Here is a 24,577-nt window from a genome sequence, read left to right as displayed (position 1 = left end):
TGTCTCGTCCTGAAATGTGTTTACACATTTAGGATTTATTATGACCAAGTCAAATAATACACCGATCAAACGAACACAACGAGATTATTCATTAGGCTTTAAATTACAAGTTGTCGACGCTGTAGAAAAAGGCGATATGACTTATAAACAAGCCCAAAAAATTTATGGCATACAAGGTCGTTCTACCGTGCTTACTTGGTTAAGAAAACACGGTAAGATGGATTGGACTCAATCACCTAAGATAACTATGCCTACATCACCTAAAGCCAAAGAAAGTCCCGCTCAAAAAATAAAACGCCTCGAGCGAGAGCTTGAAGATGAGCACTTACGTAACCTGTTACTCAATGAAGTGGTTAATATCCTTGACGCTGAGCATGGAACAAGCCTTCGAAAAAAGTATATTGCCAAGGAGCAAGAAGCCTTCAAAAGCAAAAAATAGTTAGCTTAGAACGTGCTTGCATGCTGCTTGGTATAACGAGACAAGCGATATATCAACGAGAGAGCAGAGCTAAACTGCGTGCTATTGAACTAGCACCAGTTAAAGCGATGGTATTGGAAATACGACGTTTTATGCCGCGCTTAGGTGGAAGAAAGTTGTATTTTTTACTTAAACCAAAATTCATAGAGCGAGGCATAAGTTTAGGTCGAGACGCTTTTTTTAGTTATTTGAAAAATGAACGTTTATTGGTTAAACCTAAGCGTAGTTACATTAAAACTACTTTTAGTAAACATTGGATGAAAAAGCATCCTAACTTGCTAAAAGATGTGCAACCATCGCGGCCAGAAGAGGTTTTTGTAAGCGATATAACCTATGTTCAATCAGAGCAAGGTGTTCACTATCTATCGCTAGTAACTGATGCGTATAGTCGCAAAATTATGGGTTATGAACTCAGTGATGAAATGAAGGCGACAGATGTTGTTAAGGCATTAGATATGACAATCAATAATCGTCAGTATCAATGTAGTACGATTCATCATTCAGATAGAGGGTTGCAGTATTGCTCGCAGGTATATCAAATAAAGCTTAATGAAAATGGCATTATTCCATCAATGACCGATGGCTATGACTGCTATCAAAATGCACTGGCGGAGCGTATTAACGGCATATTGAAGCAGGAGTTCTTACTCTATAAATGCCAAAATCTAAAAGAGCTACGTGAACTCGTCGAAGAATCAATATTAATATACAATGAAATGAGGCCGCATTTGAGTTTGGGAATGAAAACACCAAACCAAGTGCACAAAAAAAGCCAGGAGCAAAAGCTACTGGCCTTCAATTAAAACCGTCAACGTATTTTAGGACGGGACATATAGCTTAATAAACCTAAGGGTTACTTACTTTTTAAGAAGCTATTAACCGATTCAAGTTCACGTGTTTTAAGCGCAATACAATCGTTTGTGCTTTCTTCAAGCTTACTTAATGTACGAGCGTAACCGGCTACATCGGCTACTTTTTCGTTAAAAAAGGTCTTTGTTTTAGCTAAGCTTTCTGCATTACAACTCGCCGTTGTAAAGTACGGTAAGTTAGGAATAAAGAAAGGCGGTAAGCTTGCTGTTACTTTATCGTAGTTACTGTAAACCCAGTCAATAAATAACGCTTGGCGCTCATCTGTATAACTTTGACCTGACAAAATAGTACGCATGTCAGATGCAGTTACTTCATCCGTTAAGCTATAAGCTAATACCGCTTTTTGTAATTCAGGTTTGCCAAAAAAGCCCATTGCAGCAAGCATGTTAGTGCGTACTTGTGGATCTTTCGTTGTTTTAAACGTTGTCATGAATTGATCAAGCAGCGCTTTGTCACCATGAAAAGCAGCAAGAGTTAAGTACGTACCGGCTAAGTAAGGGTCTACTTTTTGTGGATCATTTAAATAAACTTGTGTTTGTTCTTTCGCTTTACTGATTACGTTTTGATCTTCACCATCAAAACCTAAGCGTGATACAACGGCCGCACGAAGTTGTGCAATAGCTCCGTCTTCTCCCGCTTTAGCTTCTAAACCATATTTCTTAGCTGCAGGCGTTACTGCACCGCGAATAAATTCAGGCCATAGGTCTTTATTGCTATCGTCTTTAAAAGTACGTTGTTGCGATACTAAGTAACCTAGCGCGGTATTTGCTACGCGAGGGTGGCTATCGCTTACGAACACTTCAAGTGTTTGCATTAACTTAGCAGCAGATATAACACCAGCGTCAAGTAGTGCATCAGTAGCCGATAACAACGCTAAGCGTTCACGGTCACTCAGTACGCTTGGCGCCTTTTTAACAAGTGCGCTAAATTGTGCGTCATCCATTACCCAGCGGTAGTAGCCTAGTGCACCCTGATCTGGATAAATCCATTCTGGCTCAAAGTCTAAGTCTAGCGTTTGGCTTTGTTTATTAAGTAATACATTTGCTGTTTTTACTTTATCGCCAGCACCATATTTAATTGCAACCGGTACATTCCATAACTGCTCTGGCGCATCAACGCCTGCATTTACAAAGCGGCTTTGTGAAATAGTTACTTTGCTACCTTGTTGAGTTACTTTAACTAGTGGGAAAGAAGACTGTTCAATAAACGATTTTAAAACACTCGCTACGTCTTTATTTGATGCTTTACCAAGTGCTTCCCATAGGTCGGCCGCTTCTGCGTTTTTATATGAAAACTCTTTTAAGTAGCTTTGAATACCTTTTTGAAATGCATCTTCGCCAATCCAGTTTTCAACCATAGCAAGTACTGAGCTGCCTTTACTGTAAGCAAGACCTAAACCGTCCATAATGTCGGCTTCGGTTTTAATTGGCTTACGAATAGGCTTGGTGCTTAGGCGTGCATCAAGTGCCATTACGTTGTTTTGTGGTAAGTCTAAGTGTGATTCAAACTCAGGGTTAAGCTGCTTAGTAATTTTAGCTGCCATCCAACTAGCAAACGCTTCGTTTAACCATAAGTCGTTCCACCATTTCATGGTTACTAAGTTACCGTACCATTGGTGAGCAAGTTCGTGAGCAATAATTGATACATTACGCTGTTTTTTACTGCGTGTTGCGGCAGCTAAATCAACCAATAAAATATCTTCTCTGTAGGTCACTAAGCCTGAATTTTCCATTGCGCCAAATGGAAACTCTGGTACCGCTACTGAGTCTAATTTTTTGTAAACGTAAGGGATACCAAAATACGCCTCAAGTGCACCCAGTACTTTTGGCATATTTTCTTTTGCGTATTGGGCTAAGTGAATTTTACCTTGAGGGGTAATTACACGACCAGGAATTGGCATGCCTTTAATTTCTAATTCTTCAAACGGGCCAACAGCCATCGCTACTAGGTATGAAGGGATTGGCGGTGTTTTATCAAAAAAGTGCGTGGTCATATCGCCATTAACTGTTGTTTTTAACTCTGGCGTATTTGAATATACTTTTTGTGATGTAGGCGCAGTAATCGTTAACTGAAATGGAATTTTGTAACTTGGCTCGTCAAAAACAGGAAATGCACGGCGTGCATCACTCATTTCAAATTGAGTAAATAAGTAAGGAGTGCCTTGGTCTAATGTTTTGTATAAACCAACACTTTGACGGTTATATGGCGCTGAAAAATCAACTTTAAGGGTGTATTTACCTGGTTGAATTTGCTCATCACAGCTAAATTTTACTTTACCTGTTTTAAGCATTTCATTGTTTAAATCACAGTTTTCATCACCAAGCAGTTGCGCCATTTTAACAGCGTAAGCTACGCCATTTAACTCAATGTATTTTGTTGGTTTTAGTACTTCTAGGGAAATCTCAGTCATCCCTGTGAATGTATCTTGGCTCGGGTCGAGTGTTAACGACACCTGTTGTGAACTTGGTTTTGCGAGTTTTTCAATAACGAATTCGTTAGCGTTTGCAGCACCCATTGCCAAAGCAACGCTCACTGTTAAGAGGCTTTTAAGAAACATAGTGATCCCTAGATTGTTGTTGTTAGAAACTACCCTAAATAGGCTTTTTTATGCTCATATAATTAGGGGGTTAGATATCCTAACAGTTTTTTTAAATAGAGTAATTGATTATAACGGTGACTTTAAGGGGAAATAGTAACAAAGTTTGTCAGTGGCTTTCGCGTGTTATAAAACGCTGCCAATGCAGGTGTGAGTTAATAATACGTATTTGTTGGACAACGGTATTTAATAAGTGGGTATCGCTAAACACATCCTGTGGATACTCGTTAAAACCCATCAAGTAATTAAAGGCGTCTTTAGAGTTAGCTTGTAGGGCGTATATACGCACTTGTTGCTCAAAGTTAAGACGAAGACTGCTTATTGCTGTTTTCATACCGAGTTGATCTACGTTTGGTATATCACATTTTTGCAGATAACCGGCTCGCTCACCTTCGCCTGAAAACCAAATGCGGACTTTCTCACTGTACCTGCCAGTTTTAGCCGGTAAGTCGAACATTAATCGGTGTTGGTTTTGCGATTTGATGAACGTTATATATTCATTAAATCCAGCATTTATAAGTGCTTGATGTACAGGAACCAAGCGAGGTTTTATTTTACCGTGGGTATGAAAATTAAAGCATAAGACGTTTTTTTCAAGGGACAGATCATCAAGCGTTAAATAACCAATCTCATCGCTATAAGCACCACTATAATATGCAATTAAAGGGAGCCAAAAATGCCAGTGTTTTGGTTGCTCTCGTGCAACTTTAAAATCACCGTATATATATCCATTATAAAGAGTGTGCAGTTCCATGGCTGAAAAGGGCCGGCGACCAAGATGGGTTTTCAACGTAATACCTTGAAAATAATGATGTGTTTTATTTTATACCCAACTAGCAGTAGATGCTAGTCGGGTTTTATCCGCTTTTAGAGTAAAGCGTATAAAGTATTATTCACTCAATGCGCGAGCTAAACCTGTAGGTTCAATTTCTGCACATACTTGGTCGTCATTCCAATTGATACCAACAAGTGCGTTATCTTCATTTAAGTCTTCAACCCATGCATCTAAAAATTCATCTAGGTTGATTTCTACTGGGCTGTAATCTTTCCACTCTTCTTTACACTGTGCTTTAGCTGCTGCTTCACTTTCCCAAAGCAGTAGTACGTCAGTTTCGTCAAATTGGTTAGAATCGCACACTACAAAGCCATTATCTTCTGCACCAAGTGCCCAAATTACTTCGCTAACACGTACTTTTTCTACGAAGTTAACTAGTTGTGATTCAATTTCGATATCGCTCATGTGTTTACCCTTTTAAATTAGTGGCGAGGATTGGTGTCTATTGCTGCTTGGCGCTCGTCATATTGCTTATGAAAAGCAACAAGCGCTGAATGCTGACTAAAGTCAGCTAATTCGCGAAAGCAAATCCAATCAAGCAGGCAGTATAAACTGATGTTGAGGTATTCACAGCTTTTAAATTCTTCATCGCTTAAATGGGTATTTAAAAAGCTTAATGTTTGTTCAATACGTTCGTTTTGCAGATTAAAAAATAATTTATCGCTTTTGGTGTCAAATCCAGAACGTTTACATAACACCATTTCTACTAACGAATCGTTACAGGCATTTATAGTCGTAAGTAAGTGCTCTTGAGGCCACGTTAGTTTTGGCTGACCTGTTTTTTCAAGTAAATAACGCAATATAGAATTAGAGTCACTAAGTGTTAAGTCGCCATCTACCAGGATTGGGATTTTTCGAGCTGGATTTTTACTGGCCATAGTAGGGCGATCTTGCTCAGAAAATATATCGAGACTTACAAGCTCTAGTTTGCAGCTGTTTTGTTGTGCCCAAATTCTAATGCGGCGCACGTAAGGTGAAGGTACAGAACCAATTAATTGCATAATTACTCCATAAAAAAGCCGCATAAGCGGCTTTTATCAAATGTTACTTACAGTACAGTTAAATTTATTCTGAACGGCTAGTAACTTCAAGTAAATGATAACCAAATTGAGTTTGCACAGGGCCTTGTACTTGATTAATTGGCGCAGAAAACACAACTTTATCAAACTCTGGAACCATCATACCAGGGCCAAACTCACCAAGAGCACCGCCATCCTGACCTGAAGGACAATTAGAATGTGCTTTTGCTAGTTCAGCAAAGTCTTCGCCTTGCTCAATTTTTGTTTTTAAGTCTAAGCATTGTGCTTCACTGTCTACAAGTATATGTCGTGCGCTTGCTACTGTCATAAAATCTCCCGAGTATAGTGTGGTGTTTTTTTAACCGAATTGAAATATCATTCTAGTTAGTTTCAACTAATTGTACCAGTATAAACTTATTTATCAGAAAACGCAGTTTCAATTGCAGTAATCATTTGCTCTGAATTAGGTGCCACTTTGCTGTTAAACCGTAAAACTGTTTTACGATCAACAGACACTAAGTATTTATAAAAGTTCCAATTTGGAGAGCTAGTTTGCTCATTCAAATATTTAAAAATTGGATTTGCTTCGCTACCACGAACTTTGCTGGTGGCAAACATGGGAAAAGTTACACCATAATTTACAAAGCATACTTTCGCTGTTTCTTTTTCATTGTCTTCTTCTTGAAAAAAGTCATCAGAGGGGAACCCTAATACGACTAAACCTTGCTCTTTGTATTGTTGATATAGGGCTTCAAGGCCTTTAAATTGATATGTAAAACCACAATTACTTGCCGTGTTTACTATTAACAAAGGTTTATTTTTAAATTGGCACAAGTTAATAGATTCTTTTGAGCGAAGCTTTCGTATATCTACATTGGTAAAATCTTGGCAGTCCTGTGTAGAGGTTTTATTTATGATTGATGGTGTTTGAGCTTGAAGGGGAGCATTAATAAGTAAAGCCGTTAAACCTATTATAATTATTTTAAGCATTACATTACCTAAACTTTACGATTGTTTGATTGGATAATCATACGCTAATATGGAACAAATTGATCAACCCTCTAATGACCTATGACAATCCGTTTAGCAACTATTAATGATCTTAATGAAATTGTAGCCATTTACAACGAAACTATTGCAGGGCGAATGGTAACTGCAGATACGCAAGAAGTGAGCGTTGACGAAAAGCGTGACTGGTTTAATAGCCACAACGATAAAAGGCCTATTTACGTTTACTGCGAAAATAACCAAGTACTTGCTTGGGTAAGTTATAAATCGTTTTATGGGCGCCCAGCTTACGACGGCACAGTAGAAATGAGCATTTACATTACCAGTAAAGCGCAAGGTAAAGGGCTTGGTAAAAAGCTAATGATATTTGCTCAAACACAAGCTAAGCAATTAAATATTAAAGTATTACTCGGCTTTATTTTTAGTCATAACTTACCGAGTGTTAAATTGTTTAAGCATTTTGATTTTGCAATATGGGGCGAGTTGCCAAGCGTTGCCATAATGGATGATAAGGCGTATAGCCTTACTATTTTTGGAAAACATCTGGAATAAATTATTTTTCATAATGTTGTAATATTTTTTTACAAAATAAGACGAAGGGTTTATGCCAATTAAATAAAAATAGTCTACGCTATTAACATATTAAGTTTATTAATTTGAAGTGTAGCTTGATGATTCGAAAAATATTAATTGTTGATAGTAGCAGTGTCATCGCAATGCGTGTGAAAGTGCTTTTAGAATTAATAGGATGTGAAGTCGAATTAATTCATTTCAGCATGCTAGACATGTATACCAATATAGGCGACTACGACTTAGTTGTTGTTGCCCATGGTGTGCCTGTTGATTCTATAAAACCGCTTGTTAGCCAAGTAGCGCAAGAGCGTTTTATGCTGCTTGCTCCAAAAGCACAAAGTGGTGAGCAACTAACTGCGTTTAGTGAGCTAAATCATGTTGCGCCTGACGCAACCGTGATATATCCATTTTTTTCTAATAAAGAAATTACTTCTCTTTTAGAGAGCCTACTAGAATTAGGCTCTAATCATATTTTGCAATTACCCGCTATTTTACTCGTCGATCATGTTCCTGAGCGCCTCGAAAAAATGAAAAGCAGCTTGATCGGTGCTCATATCGAGACCCATACAGCAACCACCTCTGCAGAAGCTTTAGAAATTACGAAAGAAAAGCAAATCGATATACTAATAAGTGATTTTGTTTTAGATGACGGAACCGGTTTAGAAATTTTTTCAAACTTAAAAATAATGCAACCACATTGCCGTTGCTTATTATTTACCTCACGTCCCGATCAAGTTTCAATGATTGAAGCTATTCGTCAAGGTGTAGAAGACGTACTTATTAAGCCATTGAACGACAGCTCATTATTACAATCAATACATAAACTGTGGCAAACAGAGCTATTAAAACGCCATAACGCAGAACTTGTCGAAAGGCTACAAGATACAGTTGATGCCCTGATTGAAAAAGACAGCCTACTTCAGGTTATTTATAAGCATACGCCCGATGCAATTATGTTGTTTGAGAAATGCGGTAGAGTGATAGAAGCTAATGATGCTTGCTTAAAACTATTTAACTTACCGTTTAACGAACTAGAAGGTAAATCAGTATTTAGCTTTTTAGATGATGATTCAACGTTAGGTATTAAAAATAAAATTTCGACATTAAATAGTAATCGCCAATTTAGCTGCGACTTACGTTTATCTAAAACTGCAGGGGGCTATATACCGTTAGTGGGATCTTTTAATGAGATAGATCACCATGGTGAAATAGCACTTGCCGTAATATTTAAAAATGTAACCCACCTTAAGCAAAAAGAAGATTTACTACTTGAAGCAAAAGATGTACTTGAAGAGCAAGTAAGAGCGCGTACTTCACAGCTTGAACATGCAAAAAATATTGCTGAAGCTGCAAATTTAAGTAAATCAGAATTTTTAGCAAATATGTCGCATGAACTTCGCACACCAATGCATTCGATTTTAAGTTTTTCACGTTTTGGTTTAAGCAAATTAGAAACTGGAGATTTTGCAAAAGAGAAACTAATTAAATACCTATCGCGAATAGAGAGTAGTGGTGAGCGTTTACTGTCGTTACTAAATAATTTACTCGACCTATCTAAGCTAGATGTGGGTAAGTTTCCATTTAATCCTCGTCCATATAATTTAGCGAACATTATAAAAACAAGTATTGATGATGTATCTGGTACGGCAATGGAAAAAGAAATTGAGGTTGTATTCACCGCGCAGCCGCTACCTGTAATTTCGCAGTGTGATGAAGAGCAAATAAACCAATTACTTCGAAACGTATTAGGTAATGCACTCAAATTTAGTGAACCAAAAAGTAAAATACAGATAAATTTAGAGTCAGATAGTCGATTTGCTACCATAGAGGTTACCGATAGTGGGGTCGGTATACCAGAAGATGAGCTGGAACATATTTTTACTAAGTTTGTACAAAGCAGCAAAACAAATAGCGGTGCCGGTGGTACCGGATTGGGCCTTGCATTGTGTAGAGAGTTTGTGTCTTTACATCAAGGTGAGATCACTGCACGTAACAACGAAAATGGTGGTGCAACTATATCTATACAGGTGCCATTAGAAATAAATCTAGATGATCATTTGGCTGAAGATCAATTAATACAACACAGTAATTAATTGTTTTTTGGCAAGCCAAGTAACTTTTTGAGAATTTGAATGGATGATAAATTATGGCCTTAACTAAAATACTTGCCGTTGATGACGAACCCTTTAACCTTGAAATTATTGAGGAAATTTTAGAGGATCTTGATTTTGAATTACAAGTAGCAACGAATGGTCCTGAGTGTTTAAACATGGTTGAGGGCTATATGCCTCAGGTTATATTGCTCGACGTAAGTATGCCGCAAATGAACGGCTATGAAGTATGTAAGGCACTTAAAGCAAACCCAAATACAGCACACATTATTGTTATGTTTGTGTCTGCTCGTGGCACAGTTGAAGAGCGCATGGAAGGCTACTCGGTTGGTGCAGAAGACTATATTGTAAAACCCTTTGGCCATGATGAACTTAAGTCAAAGCTTAAAAATTTAAACCAAGTACTTGTTGAAAAACAAAGCCTTGAAAAGCAAGTTGAAGATGCTACATCAACTGCATTTAATGCCATGGCTAACAGCAGTGAAATGGGGCAGATAGTTAACTACGTTGAAAACATAGGCTTTATTAACGACCCTCAAGAGCTAGGTAAAGCGCTTATAGATTGCCTACAATCTTTTGATTTGCAAAGTAATGTTGAGTTTAGAGAGAACGATGAAATTAGTCACTTTGCATTAAGTGGCGTGTGTTCACCTATTGTGGTGGAGCTATTTGAAATGCTGAAAAACAAAGGGCGCTTACATGAATTTTCGCATCGAATTTTAGTTAACTATGAATTGATTAGCTTACTTATTTTAAATATGCCTGATCACGATTCAGATAAGCACGGGCGTATACGCGACCACGTATGTTTTATTGTCAGTGTTACCGAGCAGCAGCTACGCGCCATCATGACTAAGAAAATGCTTGAATCACAACAAGCAAAACTTAATGCCGTAGCAAGTACAGTTCACAGTAAGTTTCATGGCTTAATTAGCTTATTGAATGACAACCGTCAAAACAACGAAAAAGTGTTTAAACAGTTACAAGAAGAGCTCGAAGAACGTATCCCATCAATGGGATTAGATGAAGATCAGGAGGTGTTTATTTATAAAAAAGTAGATGAAACTATCCAAAACTCAGTGGCCAGAGAGGAGTCTGTTAAAAAGGTAAAAGCAGCTTTTGCTGAAATTGAGCAAGACCTGTCATTGCTTTTAAAGAGCTAAATATACTTAATCAAATAATGTTACTTTAAGACTTACTCCAACTGCATTATGCATCTCTGGGTAAGCCTTTTTCTACGATTCTGATTAACCTAGCCGTTTTACGAATTTGTAATCGTTGTTTATCGTTTTGTTGAGCAAGCGCCCATTCAATATGTTCTAAAACAAGCTCGCTGCATATTTGGCTTTTATCTTGTAAGGCATGAATAATAGCCGGGCTAAACTCTGCATTACCTAAACCGACCGCTATATTACGTAACCAACGTTCGTGACCTATGCGGCGAATAGGGCTGCCTTCGGTATTTTTTAAAAATGTAGGCTCATCCCAAGCAAATAGCTCAAGTAAATCTTTATTTTTTAATTGAGTACGGGGATGAAAGTCATTTTCATCCGTTATTTGTCCATAACGATTCCAAGGGCATACCAACTGGCAATCATCACAACCATATATACGGTTGCCTAATAAAGTTCGGTATTGTTCGGGTATAGGGCCTTGGTGTTCTATCGTTAAGTACGATATGCATTTACGTGCATCAACAACGTAAGGCTCTACAATTGCACCTGTTGGGCAAAGAGTGATACAAGCAACGCATTTTCCGCAGCCTTCAAACGTATTCTCTGCATCTATTGGTAGAGGTAAATCAATAAATAGCTCGCCTAAAAAAAACCACGATCCTGCTTCTTGATTAATCAATAACGAATGCTTACCACGCCACCCTAAACCGGCTTTTTCTGCAAGTTGACGCTCAAGTACCGGGGCTGAATCTACAAATGGCCTAAAGCCATATTCGCCAATTTCTTGCTCTATTTTTTGGCCAAGTTTTTTTAAACGATTACGCATTAATTTATGGTAATCACGACCCAGTGCATAACGACTTATATAGGCTTTTTCTTTATTTTTTAAGGTTTTTGCAAAGCCAGCATCGGGAGGGAGATAATTCATTTTTACGGATATAACACGCTGTGTACCTGGTACTAATTCAGCAGGGCGAGCGCGTTTCATGCCATGCGCAGCCATATAATCCATCGAGCCGTGGTAGCCAGCATCAAGCCAGCGTTGCAATTGGGCTTCGTGCTTAGATAGGTCAATATCAGTAATACCTACTTCGCTAAAACCAAGCTCTTGCCCCCAGGTTTTTATTTGTAGGGCTAATTTTTCATAGTCTGGGGTAGGGTTGCTCACACACTTCACACACTTAAATTAATAGCTGCGTAATTTACCATATTTCTCTGAGCCCGAAAACGCTTCTTAGCGCACGAAGCGCTTTAACTGTTGTTGGGTCTGTAAGCTTAACTGTTGAGATTGCTCGCTATCGGCTAATGCCGTATCTATTTGCTGTTTAGCTTGCTCACCTAAGGCTACTATTTGCTCTACCGATTGGTGAGTATTAGTTTGAGTGCCCTCAAGCATATGTACAGCACTGGCTATTTGTTGTAGTTGCTGTTGGTTGTGCTCAAACTCACTAAGCATTTTTGTAAAACCCTCACAGGTTGCACTAATTGAGCTTTGTGCATTATTGGAGTGAATCATTAATTGCTCTGACTCTTTATTTGTTTCATTTACTAGCTCATTCATTTGAGTAATAAAGTCGCTTATTTGCCTAGTTGCGCCACTTACCTTTATTGAAAGTGTGCGTACTTCGTCTGCAACTACGGCAAACCCTCTGCCAGCTTCACCCGCTCTAGCTGCTTCTATTGCGGCGTTAAGGGCTAACAAATTAGTTTGATCAGAAAACTCTTCAACCATTTTTAAAATACTACGAATGTTTTCACTGTTCTCTTTCAGTCCCGCAATTGTATTTGAAAAGCTACCTAGCATATTAGTAATAAGTTTAACCTGCTTTACTAAAGCAGCGAGCTCTGATGCAGATAGTTTTACAAAGTTAAGGTGTTCATTATTAACGTTATGCACGCTATCTGTATTATTTACTATGTTTTGTAAGCTTTGGGTTATTTGCATACTGGCATTAATAATACTGTGGCTTAACTGTATTTGTTGCTCACTTGATTGCTCAGTATTTTTCATCGATTCAGTGACTTGTATATTACTGTGTGCACTAGCTTGAGCACTGTTATATGTTGTGCTGAGTAATTCACTTAAATGAGTAGTAAATAGGTTGTACTGCGTACTTAAATCTTTAAATTCGTCATACGAAAAGTGTGGAAGTTTTGCTGCTAAATTTGCATCTTGTTGGTTTATTTTTATCAAAGTATCGCGCATAGCAGTCACAGGGCGAACAATTAAAAAGCGCATATAAAAAAGAGTAAAAATAAAACCAGATATAATAACAAGCGTAAGCAGCCAAAATAGCCCTGTACTTTGCTGTTGTTCGCTTAAGCTGTGATGCAGCCAAAATAACGTAATTGCTTGAAACAATAATACAAAGCTTAAGTTGCCAACTATTTTACGGGTTAAGGTAAAAAAGAATGTTTGCTCTATATAGTTATAAATTTTCATAAAACCACTCATTATGCTTAAGCCCTGTAATTATAATTTTAGTTAGGGAGGTGTAAGTTAGCTTTTTTGTAACGATAACAAGTAAGCTTTGGTTCGCGCTGGGTAATTTGTAAAAATTCCGTCTATGCCATACTCAAGCATTAGCGCTATATCTTGTTCTCTATCGACCGTATAAGCATAAATCTTTAAGCCTCTTTTTTTTGCATCATCGGCAAAAGCCTTATTTATAAAGGTTTTATCTGCATGTACGCTATAAGCGTTTAAATCACTTGCAAACTTTGCATAGTTAATTGGAATAGAAGAAGTAAGGGCGCCTATTTTAAGCCATGGTAGCTTGCTTTTAAGCCACTGTAGTTGATGATGATCAAACGATGATACTAAAATATTCGCTTTCGATATTTTGTTAGCTTCAATGTTTTGTTCTAGTTGAGCCACAAATCTTTCTAGTTCAAATGTATGTTTAAGCTCAATATTTAATAAAGATTTATTGTTATTCCAATCAAACAACTGTTGAAGAGTGGGAATTTTTTCACCATTTCCAGCATCAAGTTTAGATAGTTCATGTGCCGTAAAGTTACTCACCCTACCTTTTCCGCTGGTGGTTCTATCGAGCCATGAGTCGTGTATTACCATGTAATCATCGATGGAACTTTGAATATCTACTTCAATACCATCAACACCTACTTTTAACGCTTCTAAAATAGCGCTTTTGGTGTTTTCAGGAAAATCCCCACTGGCACCACGGTGTGCAAATACTTTCATTGTCGAGCCTTTTTAGTGATTAACCACGTTTCAAAACAAGCGGCACTAACTATGAGTGCTCCACCAACTAACGTCATAACAGTAGGACGTTCATGAATAATTACTATAGCCAGTATGGTGCCATAAAGTGGCTGCAAGCAAGAAATCAACCCCGCAGTTGCCGCTGATAAATGCTTTAAACTTGCTGCAAATAATGAATGAGGTGTAGCCGTGAAAATAACACCCGCTATGGCAATTAAAATTAGGTCGTGATTACTAACCTCATACACCGGCACTTCTATAAATGCGCACAGCATAATGCTTGCCACTAAGGTTTGATAAAACATAGTTTGCGGGCCACCATATTGGCTAAAGTAGCGCTTATGGGTAATGTTTCTGATTGAAAAAAACAATGCCGATATAACACCTGTTATTACACCTAAGGTTACATCGTCGCCTAAGTTTGCACTTGGTACTAATAAGTAAATACCTAAAACAACCACCGCTGCACTTATTATATCTTTTGCTTTTGGCCAGCTTTTATTAAATAAGGGTTCTAAAAACACCGTCATTACGGGATAGCTAAAAAATGCCAGCATTCCAATAGTTATACCGGCCATTTGCATACCAGCAAAATAGGTAACCCAGTGAATACCCACCGCAACACCTAAAAATAATGCAATAAGGTAGTCTTTAGGCTTGTTTAGTTTAATTTGTTTTTTTTGAAAATACAGCATGGCTAAAATAGCCATTCCTGCAATTGCTGTTCTGTAAACGGTAATATCTAAAGCATTTAAACCAATAAGCTTGGCAAATAGAGCGGTTCCGCCAAAAAGTAATACCGCTATGTGCAAATAAATTAAACTTTGCTGCTGAGATTGCATTTAGTTTCCTTGTTGTACTTTTTGAACATATTAACATTGCTTAAAAATTCTTAAGATGAATTTTTTTATCGCATGACAAATGTCATAAAAGTTGATGACACTTCACACTCTTATTATTTTTATACGCTGGCATAGTTACTTTACTCAACAGGGGATAATTATGAATTCTTTAATTTTAATCAGCTTAACTATTAATGAAGTGCTAGAGGCGTTAAGTTTTACGATTACGTACGCAGATTGCTTTATGCTGGCATGCATTTTTATGTTATTTATATTTATTAATAAAAATAGTCCTATAAGTAAAAATAATATGCCTGAGGTATTAGTATGAGCTCGCTTAACTCCTTTTCTCAACAAAGTGATAAAGGTTTTTGGAAATATGGGCATTTAATTTTTACAGGCTTTTATTTACTCCCACTAATAATTAATTTTGCGAGCTTTACTGCTAACCAAATAACGATGTCTTTAGCCTTTTATGTTGCTTTTATTCTTCTATATGTAAAAGCAATAAACTGTAAAAGTGCAGGGGTGACCAAGTTGTTTGTAGCCATGCTATTAATTTGTTTTTGCGCCACGTTTTACACCACAGGTACTCCTACTTTATTTGGCTTTGCAGCGTACGTAGCAGGCTATGCATATAGCTACCATCAAAGAATTTATGCTGCACTCGCGATTATATCTACGGTTTTATTAAGCGCATATATTGGTGATATAGGGAAGGTGCAATACTTTTTAGCCGTTGCTTTGATTTTATGTGCAGCCTTATTTAGTTACGGTATTGCAGCTAAAAGAGAGAGCCTGTACAAAAAACGTGAGCAAGAAAGCGCTAACCAATTAGAGCAATTAGCAGCAATTGCTGAGCGTGAACGGATAGCCCGCGACTTGCACGATATTTTAGGTCACTCATTGTCATCTATTGCTTTAAAAGCTGAGCTTGCCAATAAATTAAACCAAGGTGAGCGTTACGCTCAAGCAAATAGCGAAATTGCACAAGTGGCCGATCTGGCAAGGCAGTTACTCAGTGATGTAAGAAGCGCCGTTAGTGATTTAAAACAGCTTAACCTTGTTAGCCAAGTAGCACAGTTAAAACAAAGATTAATAGAACAAGACTTTAACGTTTCATTTAATGTAGTTTTAAATACTCTACCCGCTAAAGTAGAGGGCATCGCAGGCCTTATAATTAAAGAAGCCGTTACCAACTTGCTACGCCATAGCAGCACAAAAAATTGCGAAATAAATATAGAACAAACAGCGCAGCAGCTACTCATTACCGTTATTGATCGTGCACCGTGCTCCACATTAAATTCGGGCAATGGCCTAAATGGTATTAAAGAGCGAGCAGAACAACTCAATGGCAGTGCAACATTTACCTGTGGCGATATTTTTACTTTAAATGTAATGCTACCAATTTCAGCTAAGGATTTACAATGATCAGAGTGTATTTAGTGGAAGATCAAGCGCTTGTGCGCGACGCAGTAGCAGCATTGTTAGGACTCGATTTTAATATTGAGATTATTGGGCAAGCAAGTAACGGGCAAGATGCACTTAATGCAATTGAGGCGCTTGATAGTGATTTACATCCCGATATAATTTTAACCGATATAGAAATGCCAACCATGAATGGTATAGAGCTCAGCGAAAAAATAGCCGCTAAGTTCCCCGCTATAAAAATGGTTATTATGACTACATTTTCTCGTGCGGGTTATATTAGGCGAGCGCTTACGGCAGGTGTTAAAGGTTTTATTTTAAAAGAAGCACCGAGTGAAGAGTTAATAAATGCGCTTAAAAAAGTAATACAGGGGCAAAAGGTAATTGACCCAGAGCTTGCTATTAATGCATTAGACGACGCTGATCCACTTACCGATAAAGAACGCAAAGCCCTTAAACTTGCAAGCGATGGCCTTAAAACAAGCGACATAGCCAAGCAGTTATTTATTAGCGAAGGGACTACGCGTAACTACCTATCGGACGCCATTGCAAAATTAAACGCCACTAACCGCATAGATGCTGCGCGTATAGCTAAACAAAAAGGGTGGCTTTAATTAGTGGGTTTATAAATTATAAGCAAAGTATTACTATGATATGTAAAAGTAACGAACAGCGCTTAAAGTTGGCTTAAAAAGCGCTAAAAGAGGTTTTAATGGCAAATTTAATAGAACTAACAACTAAAAATAATATCGCTATACTCACCATGAATACTGCTGAAAACCGCCACAACCCAGCGTTTTTGGCTGAGTTTAATTTACACCTAGACCACATTGAAGCTGAACAAAATATTAAGTCAGTTATTTTAACGTCTTCAAGTGATAAAAACTGGTCATTGGGTATCGACCTTCAATGGATGTCTAATCCAAGTATTTTACCTGCAGCAATTTCTGACTTTATGATTCAAATAAGTGACTTATTTAAACGCATAGTTACTTTTCCTATGCCTATTATTGCTGCGTTAAACGGGCATACCTATGGTAATGGTTCTGTACTTGCGTGTGCGTGCGATTTTAGATTTATGAAGTCAGATAAAGGCTTCTTTTGTTTTCCTGAAGTGGATGTAATGGTTCCGTTTGTACCGTCGATGTTTCCTATAATTAATAAAGCAATTTCGCAAACATTCTTTAATCGTTTAGCTATGTCAGGAGAGCGTGTTGGTGCACAGCAGTTGCTAGACAATAAAGTGGTTGAAGCTGTGTTTGCAAATAACGACGAACTACAAGCGGGTGCACTTGAGTTTGCCCAGCAATTTAATAAAAATCGTTGGATTTACGCTCAAAATAAAACACAAATGAATAAGCAGATTTTACTTACAATGAAAGAAGAAGACCCAAGCTTTATTGATAATATAAGTAAACTGCTGTGGAAAAACCTACAAAAAAAATAGTATAAGTCTTAGTATTGCTACTAGATGAAAATACTTTGCAGTTAAGGGGTCGTTAAGCCCCATTGCGCTAGATTTTTAAACTATACAGCAAGATAAACAGCAAGGTAAAAGTGCTTTCTTAAAAGTTTAATCGCTTTTACCTGTCTCATTATAACTATATGGGTTAAAATACCTACATAACCAACTAACAAGATAGTGAATGTCAAACCAAGATCCAAATCTCAGTCGAGAACAAGAAAAGTACGAAAACCCAGTCCCTAGTCGTGAGTTTATACTTACTCACCTTCAAGAGCGTTCAAAACCTGCTAACTACGCGCAATTATGTGAAGAACTAGCAGTAAACGATGACGAACGCCAAATAGCATTTAAACGCCGCCTTCGCGCTATGGAGCGTGACGGACAGCTGTATTTTAATAAATTTAAATGCTATGCCCTAATTGACGAAGCCGGTTTAACCAAAGGCAAAGTAATAGGCCACAGAGACGGTTTTGGCTTTTTAGAAGTTGAAGGCGAGAGTAAAGATTGGTTTATTGCTAAGCACCAAATGAATATGGTGTTACATGGCGACATTGTACTAGCTAAAGGCACTAAACGTGGCTCTGGCTCAAAATGCGATGCACGTATTATAAAAGTGCTTACTAACGAGCGCGCGCCAATTGTTGGCCGTTACTTTGTAGAGCATGGTGTTGCCGTTGTGGTAGCTGAAGACCCGCGCATAACGCAAGATATAATGATTTTACCAGGCAACGAAAACGGTGCCCGCCATAACCAAATGGTGCAGGTTAAAATCACTCAAAATCCAAGCCGCAACATGAACGCGGTAGGTAAAATTATTGATGTACTTGGTGAGCATTTAGCCCCAGGTATGGAAATTGAAGTCGCACTGCGCAATCACGATATTCCACATGTATGGCCTGAAGAAGTTGAAGCACAGGTTGCTCACCTAGGTGAGTTTGTTGAAGACGCTGACAAAAAAGGCCGCGTAGATTTACGTGACTTACCACTTGTAACTATTGATGGCGAAGACGCTCGCGACTTTGATGACGCCGTATACTGTGAACCTAAAAAATCGGGTGGCTGGCGCTTATGGGTTGCCATTGCCGATGTATCGCATTACGTAGGAATGAACACGCCGCTTAACAAAGAAGCAATTTTGCGTGGTAACTCAGTGTATTTTCCTGAGCAAGTAATTCCGATGCTACCAAAAGTGCTTTCTAACGGATTATGTTCGCTTAATCCAAAAGTAGATCGCTTATGTATGGTTGCCGAAATGACCGTATCGAGCGCGGGTAAACTTTCGGGCTATAAGTTTTACGAAGCGATAATGAACTCGCATGCACGTTTAACTTACACCAAAGTAAATGCCATTTTACAAAACGACGAAAAACTACGCGAAGAATACTCAGCCGTAGTGCCACATTTAACTGACTTACAGCAAATGTATATGGCACTTAAAGCTGCACGCCAAGACCGTGGTGCCATTGAGTTTGAAACTCTAGAAACACGTTTTGTATTTAACGCTCAGCGTAAAATAGAATCAATAGTGCCTGTTATTCGTAACGATGCGCACAAACTGATTGAAGAATGTATGATTTTAGCCAACGTATCGGCGGCTAAAATTCTTGAAAAGCACGAAGCAAGCGCGCTTTATCGTGTGCATGACGAACCAGACAGCGAAAAACTAGGTAACTTTACTAAGTTTTTAGGCGAGTTAGGTATCGAAAGCACATTAAGCGACGAGCCAACACCAAAAGAAATAACCCAAGTATTAGCGCGACTAGGTGACCGCCCAGAAGCCGAGCTTATTCAAACTATGCTACTGCGTTCAATGAAACAAGCTGTATATCAGCCAGATAACATAGGTCACTTTGGTTTAGCGTTATCGGCTTACGCGCACTTTACATCGCCAATACGTCGTTACCCAGATTTAGTAGTACATCGTGCTATTAAAGCAGTTATAAAAGCACAAGGTCAGCAAACGTCTGGCGAATACGCTTATACCGACGACGAAGTTGATCAACTTGGTGAGCAGTGTTCTACCACAGAGCGCCGCGCCGATGATGCAACTCGCGAAGTAGCGGATTGGCTTAAATGTGAGTTTATGCAAGATCACGTAGGTGACGAGTTTGACGGTGTTATTTCATCGGTCACTAACTTTGGTTTGTTTATTCGTTTAGACGATTTACAAATTGATGGGCTTATTCACGTTACTAATTTAGGCGATGAGTTTTTTGCACATGATGCTGCAAAACACACCCTAATAGGTGAGCACTCGCATACTGTTTATCGCCTTGGCGATAAAGTAACAGTAAAAGTTGCGTCGGTTAGTTTAGACGATCGCCGTATCAACTTAACGCTTAAAGGCGATGTGGCACAAGACAGATACTCACGTCGTCGTGCGCCAAAAAAAGGTTCAGGTAAATCTGAGCATGCGCCAGCAAGTGTGCGTTCGCAATTAAAAGCAGGCAAAGTACCGGGTAAAAAGTCACACAGCGATGACAAACCAAAAGGTAAAAAAAAGCCAGCAAATAAAGATAAAGGCAAGCCTGCAAATAAGTCTGCAACTAAACCCGCAGATAAAAAAGCAGCAGACACTGCCGTAAAGAAAAAGCCGAAGAAGAAGGCAGTTAAAAAGCCTAAAAGAGCTGGCAAAAATGCCCGTAAAAGTACTAGCCCAGGAGCAGATAATACGTGAGTAATGAATTAATTTTTGGCTTTCACTCTGTTGAAGCAATTTTAGAAAGCGAGCCAGAGCGCTTTGTAGAAATTTACGCCCTTAAAGGTCGTGACGACAAACGCTCAACTCCGATTATTGATGAAGCACGTAAGTTTGGTATTTCAGTACAGTTTATGCAGCGTAAAGCCCTTGATAGCAAATCAAAGGGTGAGCAGCATCAAGGTATTATTGCCAACGTAAAAGCAGCGCCAACGTTTAACGAAAAAGATCTTGATGCAATAATCGCTCGTGAAGACACACCGTTTTTACTTGTACTTGATGGTATTACCGACCCGCATAACTTAGGCGCATGTCTACGTAGTGCAGACGCTGCAGGTGTTCACGCTATAATTGTACCTAAAGATCGCTCTGCCAAGCTTAACGGCACAGCACGTAAAGTTGCTTGTGGCGCAGCCGAAACAGTACCGCTAATTCAAGTTACTAACCTTGCACGTACGCTTCGCGAAATTAAAGATGCAGGCGTATGGGTTGTAGGCACTGCTGGCGAAACTGATAACCACGTATTTGATGCAAGCTTAACGGGGCCAATGGCGATTGTTATGGGCGCAGAAGGCGAGGGCATGCGACGCTTAACGCGTGAGCATTGCGATATGCTCGTTAAAATCCCAATGGCGGGTACTGTTTCAAGCTTAAACGTATCGGTAGCGACAGGTATTTGTTTGTTTGAAGTATTACGCCAACGTAACGCAAATACCTAATACCTAATAAATAATACCTAATTCAAATTAGGTATTAAAAAAGCCGAGATTGAAATTCAATCTCGGCTTTTTTGTATCTGTAACTTACGCTTTTAACTTTACATCAATTGATGCTCTATTATAGCGATAGGAAAATAACTCTATAGCAAGGCAAAAATAACGAAATATAGTTGTTCTTATATGAGTTATTTTTAACGCAGCTAGAGAGCTATTTAACTCGTTAGAATGAGTATGTGTAGCCTACTTGAACAGTACGCGGCTTACCTGGTTGAATGCCACCGTTTGAACGGTTAGCAACGTATGTTTTATCAAACAAATTATCAACGCTTAGGTATACTTTTTGATTCTCATCGATTAAGTATTTAGCAGCTAAATCCCATACTACGCGGCTATCAATTGCGTTTAAGCCCGACTGCGTTAAGTTAGCATGCGCATCAGATACGTAACGTATTTGGCTGTTAACTACAAACGCAGAAAACTCAGCACCTAACGATAACGCTACTTGGTTTTCTGGTACGTAAGGCATTGCATCGCCTTTTTCTACCGTGCCCCAAATTTCTGAATCAAAATCGTTTTTAAACTCAGAGTCTGTGTAGGTATACGTTAATTTAACTGGGAACATAGCTGTATCAGTTGCAAACGTACGTGCTGCACTAAATTCAAAGCCCGCTACTTCTACTTCACCGTAGTTGTATTGGTCGCCAATGTTATCGTCGCTACAACCAACCGCTGCAGTACAGTTACCGTGCATGTTGCTGTAGTCTGAGTAAAAGGCAATTACTTCACCGCTAAAGCCATCCATATTAAAGCGAGAGCCAAACTCAATGTTTACACTTTCTTCTTCTTCTTGGTCAGCATTACCAGGTGCTGCTGGTGCATAACCTTTTTGAATGCCCGCAAGTAGCGTTACGTTTTCGTTAAGCGTGTAAGTAGCACCTAACGACGGAACTAAAATCTCTGTGTCGTTCGACACATCTTTAGTTAAACCGTTGCTGCGTGTTGGATCTGATTTAGACCACTCTTCACGCGTAATAGTAATGTCTTCATAACGAAGGCCTGCACTTACTACTAATGCATCAATTGTCCACTCGTCTTGAATAAACAAGGTACTTGCTTCTGCGCTATCTACACGGTTGCTGTCAGAGCCAGGAACGCCTTGCTCTGTAAGCGTTAAGCTTAGGTCTTGATTAAGTGTGTATTTGTCTTCCCATTGAAAACGATCCATTTCGTCTTCGTGGTAACGTACGCCAACAGTCACATAGTGATCGCCTGCAGGAATATGTAATTCAGACTGAATACCTTTAGCTTGGTAATCGCGGTTATTAGCTTTAATACCAATACCTTCAATACCTTCAATACCTTCGCTTGTAGGGTTTGCTTCAAATTCACTGTATTGCTCAAGGTAGCTTTCGCTTACTTTGCTGGCTTTATACCAGTTACGATGAAAATCGTTTAAGTAAGCCGTAGCTAAAAATTCATAGCCATCACCAAAACGGTACGCGTAGTTAAGTTGGTATGCGTTATGGCGAGTATTCATTTCATCGTTTTGCGATGCAGCATAACGACGGTAAGGACTTTCTTGATAGTCTTCGTCAGTTAAGCCCATGTATGTTTCGTCTGATGTTTCGTCAGAGTACTTAATTTTTAGCTCAAGATTATGCGCATCGTTTTGACCAAACGTATGACCAAACTTTAATAGTAAATCTGTTTTTTCAAAGCCGGTGTTGTCATTACCTACTGGCAGCTCTTTAAAGCCGTCTGCGCCGTAAGTAAATACTTCAATTAAGCCTGCTGTGTTGTTTTTTTCTTTACCGAAGTAAGCGTGACCTTTGTAGTAACCATCACCACCAAGGGCTGCATCTACCATACCTTTTGAGCTATTTGGCTCAGTAGGTAAGCTGCGCGAAAGTAAGTTTAAAACACCGCCCGTAGTACGTGGGCCGTACTTAACTGATGCCGCGCCTTTTAATACTTCAATAGACTCCATACGACCCGTAGTAGGGAAGTAGTAAGCAGATGGTGCTGAGTATGGTGCTGGTGCAACTAATACACCGTCTTCCATTACTGATATTTTATCGTTACGGCCAGTACCTGTGCCGCGCATACCAATATTAGGACGAAGGCCGTAGCCGTCTTCTTCTTGCACGTACACGCCCGGAACAGACGCTAAAACGCGAGAAATATCAGTAAATTTGAATTTTTGAAGTTCTTCATCAGAAATAAACGTAGCCGAACCAGGAATATCGTTAATTGCTTGTTCTGAGCCAATAACGGTAATTTGTTCAAAGCGTTGTTCTTTATTGCTGGTGTCTTTTGCCATTGCAGTAGCACTAAAAGACAAAGCAACCGCAGTTGCCAGGGTAGATACTAAAAACTTAGGGTTCATTGTGTTCCTAATCATGTCAATTATCTTAATTGGCGTAATTTGAACACGTTAACGAATACGAATCAATGTTATTAAGTATTTAATTATTCAGTTTAATAGAACTAAAAGCACCTACTTATGCAACTTTGTTAACTAAATTGTTTCTTTTGTATTAGTTTGTAATTGCTTTACTCGTTATAAAGTTTTGATTAGCTATAACCTAAACGTAGCGCTATAAACTCCGCGAGTTTGTCTACTGCATGGTCAGATTCACCCGAACTTTTAATTAAACTAATACCAATATTACCAAGCGTGGGTAAATGTTTGGTTTGAACTTGATAGTTAAGCTCACTCGGTACTGTGCTTTTAGCAAGTACGGTAATACCTAAGCCTTCTTTTAATGCAGCAATAAGGCCGGTTAAATCGGCGTTGCTATATACAATTCGGTATTTTATGCCCGCACTTTTTAATGCATCAATTGCACGGCGACGATAAATACACCCCTCTGGTGCAGTAACTAGCGTAACCACGTCGTTTTGCGCAAGTGACAGGTCGCCCACCCACACCAGCTCGTCTTGCATAAAAATAGGAAACTTATCGGAGTTAAGTCGCTCATTTAGCGCAAGTACTAAATCGAACTGATCTTGCCTTGAGGCCGAAAGTAAATGTTTACTTAAACGCGACTTAACTTCTAACGACACCTCAGGGTAGAGCGCCACAAAGTCGCCAATAATAGAAGGTAAAATACGCGCTGCAAATTCGCTCGGAATACCCAAGCGCACTTTACCTGCAATGTTTTCTGATGTGAACTGCTGCAAAATAGCATCGTTGTGTTGCATCATTTGTTTTGCCATAGGCAATAATAGCTCGCCGTATTGGTTTAATACTTGGCGCTGTCCTTGTTTTTTAAATAGTTTATAGCCAAGCACGTCTTCTAGGCGCTTTATTTGCAAACTGACAGCAGGTTGCGACAGGCCAAGTAAATCGCCTGCTTTAGCAAAGCCACCTATTTCAACTACCATTACAAAAGTACGTAAACCGTCTGTTGATATGTTTTTCATATTTAAAATTACAATTTATATAGCTATATATATAAGTATTATTTATCAATTGATAAAAAATTACAATTTGTTGTTGGTAGGCGTGGGCAATATACTTTTGTAATCGAA

Annotated in this window: 21 protein-coding genes; 9 read left to right on the top strand and 12 right to left on the bottom strand. The window is 38.8% G+C overall.

The genetic code is table 11. The annotated features are described in order from the left end of the window. Nucleotides 1–40: 40 nt before the first annotated feature. Nucleotides 41–1,281 (top strand): IS3 family transposase gene (locus tag GQR45_RS08165; RefSeq protein ID WP_240920078.1). Its coding sequence is split into 2 segments (ribosomal slippage): nt 41–404 and nt 404–1,281, totalling 1,242 coding nucleotides; the frame shifts between segments, so codons are not numbered across the junction. Between the two features lie 50 nt (nt 1,282–1,331). Here GQR45_RS08165 and GQR45_RS08160 read toward each other — a convergent pair. The 6 genes from GQR45_RS08160 to GQR45_RS08135 all read right to left on the bottom strand — a co-directional run bounded on the left by GQR45_RS08160 (nt 1,332) and on the right by GQR45_RS08135 (nt 6,788). Next, nucleotides 1,332–3,905: a M1 family metallopeptidase gene (locus GQR45_RS08160; RefSeq protein ID WP_101164453.1), complete on the bottom strand. Its 2,574-nt coding sequence runs from the start codon at nt 3,903–3,905 to the stop codon at nt 1,332–1,334. A 148-nt stretch (nt 3,906–4,053) separates the two neighbouring features. Beyond that, complete coding sequence (locus tag GQR45_RS08155) at nt 4,054–4,734, bottom strand: hypothetical protein (protein WP_024609132.1); 681 nt, start codon at nt 4,732–4,734, stop codon at nt 4,054–4,056. Between the two features lie 99 nt (nt 4,735–4,833). Beyond that, complete coding sequence (locus tag GQR45_RS08150; RefSeq protein ID WP_007579911.1) at nt 4,834–5,184, bottom strand: DUF2750 domain-containing protein; 351 nt, start codon at nt 5,182–5,184, stop codon at nt 4,834–4,836. A 17-nt stretch (nt 5,185–5,201) separates the two neighbouring features. Next, nucleotides 5,202–5,780 carry a glutathione S-transferase family protein gene (locus GQR45_RS08145; RefSeq protein WP_007579913.1) on the bottom strand — a complete coding sequence of 193 codons (579 nt, stop codon included), beginning with the start codon at nt 5,778–5,780 and terminating at the stop codon, nt 5,202–5,204. 64 nt (nt 5,781–5,844) lie between these two features. After that, nucleotides 5,845–6,126 carry a peptidylprolyl isomerase gene (locus GQR45_RS08140; protein ID WP_002958009.1) on the bottom strand — a complete coding sequence of 94 codons (282 nt, stop codon included), beginning with the start codon at nt 6,124–6,126 and terminating at the stop codon, nt 5,845–5,847. Between the two features lie 86 nt (nt 6,127–6,212). Continuing rightward, on the bottom strand, nt 6,213–6,788 hold the full coding sequence (locus GQR45_RS08135; protein ID WP_165725652.1) for a glutathione peroxidase: 576 nt from the start codon (nt 6,786–6,788) through the stop codon (nt 6,213–6,215). 81 nt (nt 6,789–6,869) lie between these two features. Here GQR45_RS08135 and GQR45_RS08130 point away from each other — a divergent pair, with 81 nt between their 5' ends. The 3 genes from GQR45_RS08130 (at nt 6,870) to GQR45_RS08120 (ending at nt 10,653) form a co-directional block, all read left to right on the top strand. Then, the gene (locus GQR45_RS08130; RefSeq protein WP_007579917.1) at nt 6,870–7,358 is read left to right on the top strand and encodes a GNAT family N-acetyltransferase; all 489 of its coding nucleotides are present in this window, start codon (nt 6,870–6,872) and stop codon (nt 7,356–7,358) included. A gap of 119 nt (nt 7,359–7,477) precedes the next feature. Then, nucleotides 7,478–9,472, top strand: coding sequence for an ATP-binding protein (locus tag GQR45_RS08125; RefSeq protein ID WP_165725651.1), 1,995 nt, complete (start codon nt 7,478–7,480; stop codon nt 9,470–9,472). A 53-nt stretch (nt 9,473–9,525) separates the two neighbouring features. Further along, nucleotides 9,526–10,653: a response regulator gene (locus GQR45_RS08120; protein ID WP_165725650.1), complete on the top strand. Its 1,128-nt coding sequence runs from the start codon at nt 9,526–9,528 to the stop codon at nt 10,651–10,653. A gap of 46 nt (nt 10,654–10,699) precedes the next feature. Here GQR45_RS08120 and queG read toward each other — a convergent pair whose 3' ends face one another. From queG to GQR45_RS08100, 4 genes are all read right to left on the bottom strand, one after another. Next, a complete protein-coding gene (gene queG, locus GQR45_RS08115; protein WP_007579922.1) occupies nt 10,700–11,833 on the bottom strand; it encodes a tRNA epoxyqueuosine(34) reductase QueG in 1,134 nt (377 codons plus the stop codon). A 66-nt stretch (nt 11,834–11,899) separates the two neighbouring features. Further along, a complete protein-coding gene (locus tag GQR45_RS08110; RefSeq protein WP_165725649.1) occupies nt 11,900–13,120 on the bottom strand; it encodes a methyl-accepting chemotaxis protein in 1,221 nt (406 codons plus the stop codon). Nucleotides 13,121–13,165: 45 nt separating this feature from the next. After that, nucleotides 13,166–13,870: a glycerophosphodiester phosphodiesterase family protein gene (locus tag GQR45_RS08105; protein ID WP_165725648.1), complete on the bottom strand. Its 705-nt coding sequence runs from the start codon at nt 13,868–13,870 to the stop codon at nt 13,166–13,168. Then, complete coding sequence (locus GQR45_RS08100; protein WP_165725647.1) at nt 13,867–14,733, bottom strand: DMT family transporter; 867 nt, start codon at nt 14,731–14,733, stop codon at nt 13,867–13,869. Before GQR45_RS08100 ends, GQR45_RS08105 begins: the two co-directional genes overlap by 4 nt. 327 nt (nt 14,734–15,060) lie before the next feature. On the opposite strand from GQR45_RS08100, the gene GQR45_RS08095 reads away from it, so the two are divergent. From GQR45_RS08095 to rlmB, 5 genes are all read left to right on the top strand, one after another. Continuing rightward, entirely contained in the window at nt 15,061–16,164 is a 1,104-nt protein-coding gene (locus GQR45_RS08095; RefSeq protein WP_024609137.1) for a sensor histidine kinase, read from the top strand. After that, nucleotides 16,161–16,775 (top strand): response regulator transcription factor, encoded by a 615-nt coding sequence (locus GQR45_RS08090; RefSeq protein ID WP_165725646.1) that lies wholly within the window; start codon nt 16,161–16,163, stop codon nt 16,773–16,775. The genes GQR45_RS08095 and GQR45_RS08090 overlap by 4 nt, the downstream gene beginning before the upstream one ends. Nucleotides 16,776–16,873: 98 nt before the next feature. Continuing rightward, nucleotides 16,874–17,608, top strand: coding sequence for an enoyl-CoA hydratase/isomerase family protein (locus GQR45_RS08085; protein ID WP_165725645.1), 735 nt, complete (start codon nt 16,874–16,876; stop codon nt 17,606–17,608). Nucleotides 17,609–17,807: 199 nt separating this feature from the next. Beyond that, complete coding sequence (gene rnr / locus GQR45_RS08080; RefSeq protein ID WP_165725644.1) at nt 17,808–20,303, top strand: ribonuclease R; 2,496 nt, start codon at nt 17,808–17,810, stop codon at nt 20,301–20,303. Continuing rightward, nucleotides 20,300–21,043, top strand: coding sequence for a 23S rRNA (guanosine(2251)-2'-O)-methyltransferase RlmB (rlmB, locus tag GQR45_RS08075; protein WP_165725643.1), 744 nt, complete (start codon nt 20,300–20,302; stop codon nt 21,041–21,043). The genes rnr and rlmB overlap by 4 nt, the downstream gene beginning before the upstream one ends. 220 nt (nt 21,044–21,263) lie before the next feature. Here rlmB and GQR45_RS08070 read toward each other — a convergent pair whose 3' ends face one another. Then, nucleotides 21,264–23,429 carry a TonB-dependent receptor gene (locus GQR45_RS08070; protein ID WP_165725642.1) on the bottom strand — a complete coding sequence of 722 codons (2,166 nt, stop codon included), beginning with the start codon at nt 23,427–23,429 and terminating at the stop codon, nt 21,264–21,266. 188 nt (nt 23,430–23,617) lie between these two features. Beyond that, nucleotides 23,618–24,469, bottom strand: a complete 852-nt coding sequence (locus GQR45_RS08065; protein ID WP_007579940.1) for a LysR family transcriptional regulator — start codon at nt 24,467–24,469, stop codon at nt 23,618–23,620. Between the last annotated feature and the right edge of the window lie 108 nt (nt 24,470–24,577).

The organism is Pseudoalteromonas sp. SA25, assembly GCF_011378705.1.
Classification (GTDB): Bacteria; Pseudomonadota; Gammaproteobacteria; order Enterobacterales; family Alteromonadaceae; genus Pseudoalteromonas; species Pseudoalteromonas arctica.
The sequence above is the reverse complement of the archived record's forward strand: the minus strand, read 5'-3'. Positions and strand labels throughout refer to the sequence as shown.

Excerpts from the sequence above, each read along its gene's own strand:
- GQR45_RS08160 (WP_101164453.1), bottom strand. The coding sequence starts at position 3,905 with ATGTTTCTTAAAAGCCTCTTAACAGTGAGCGTTGCTTTGGCAATGGGT.
- GQR45_RS08150 (WP_007579911.1), bottom strand. The coding sequence starts at position 5,184 with ATGAGCGATATCGAAATTGAATCACAACTAGTTAACTTCGTAGAAAAA.
- GQR45_RS08145 (WP_007579913.1), bottom strand. The coding sequence starts at position 5,780 with ATGCAATTAATTGGTTCTGTACCTTCACCTTACGTGCGCCGCATTAGA.
- GQR45_RS08140 (WP_002958009.1), bottom strand. The coding sequence starts at position 6,126 with ATGACAGTAGCAAGCGCACGACATATACTTGTAGACAGTGAAGCACAA.
- GQR45_RS08135 (WP_165725652.1), bottom strand. The coding sequence starts at position 6,788 with ATGCTTAAAATAATTATAATAGGTTTAACGGCTTTACTTATTAATGCT.
- GQR45_RS08130 (WP_007579917.1), top strand. The coding sequence starts at position 6,870 with ATGACAATCCGTTTAGCAACTATTAATGATCTTAATGAAATTGTAGCC.
- GQR45_RS08125 (WP_165725651.1), top strand. The coding sequence starts at position 7,478 with ATGATTCGAAAAATATTAATTGTTGATAGTAGCAGTGTCATCGCAATG.
- GQR45_RS08120 (WP_165725650.1), top strand. The coding sequence starts at position 9,526 with ATGGCCTTAACTAAAATACTTGCCGTTGATGACGAACCCTTTAACCTT.
- GQR45_RS08110 (WP_165725649.1), bottom strand. The coding sequence starts at position 13,120 with ATGAGTGGTTTTATGAAAATTTATAACTATATAGAGCAAACATTCTTT.
- GQR45_RS08105 (WP_165725648.1), bottom strand. The coding sequence starts at position 13,870 with ATGAAAGTATTTGCACACCGTGGTGCCAGTGGGGATTTTCCTGAAAAC.
- GQR45_RS08100 (WP_165725647.1), bottom strand. The coding sequence starts at position 14,733 with ATGCAATCTCAGCAGCAAAGTTTAATTTATTTGCACATAGCGGTATTA.
- GQR45_RS08095 (WP_024609137.1), top strand. The coding sequence starts at position 15,061 with ATGAGCTCGCTTAACTCCTTTTCTCAACAAAGTGATAAAGGTTTTTGG.
- GQR45_RS08090 (WP_165725646.1), top strand. The coding sequence starts at position 16,161 with ATGATCAGAGTGTATTTAGTGGAAGATCAAGCGCTTGTGCGCGACGCA.
- GQR45_RS08085 (WP_165725645.1), top strand. The coding sequence starts at position 16,874 with ATGGCAAATTTAATAGAACTAACAACTAAAAATAATATCGCTATACTC.
- rnr (WP_165725644.1), top strand. The coding sequence starts at position 17,808 with ATGTCAAACCAAGATCCAAATCTCAGTCGAGAACAAGAAAAGTACGAA.
- GQR45_RS08070 (WP_165725642.1), bottom strand. The coding sequence starts at position 23,429 with ATGAACCCTAAGTTTTTAGTATCTACCCTGGCAACTGCGGTTGCTTTG.
- GQR45_RS08065 (WP_007579940.1), bottom strand. The coding sequence starts at position 24,469 with ATGAAAAACATATCAACAGACGGTTTACGTACTTTTGTAATGGTAGTT.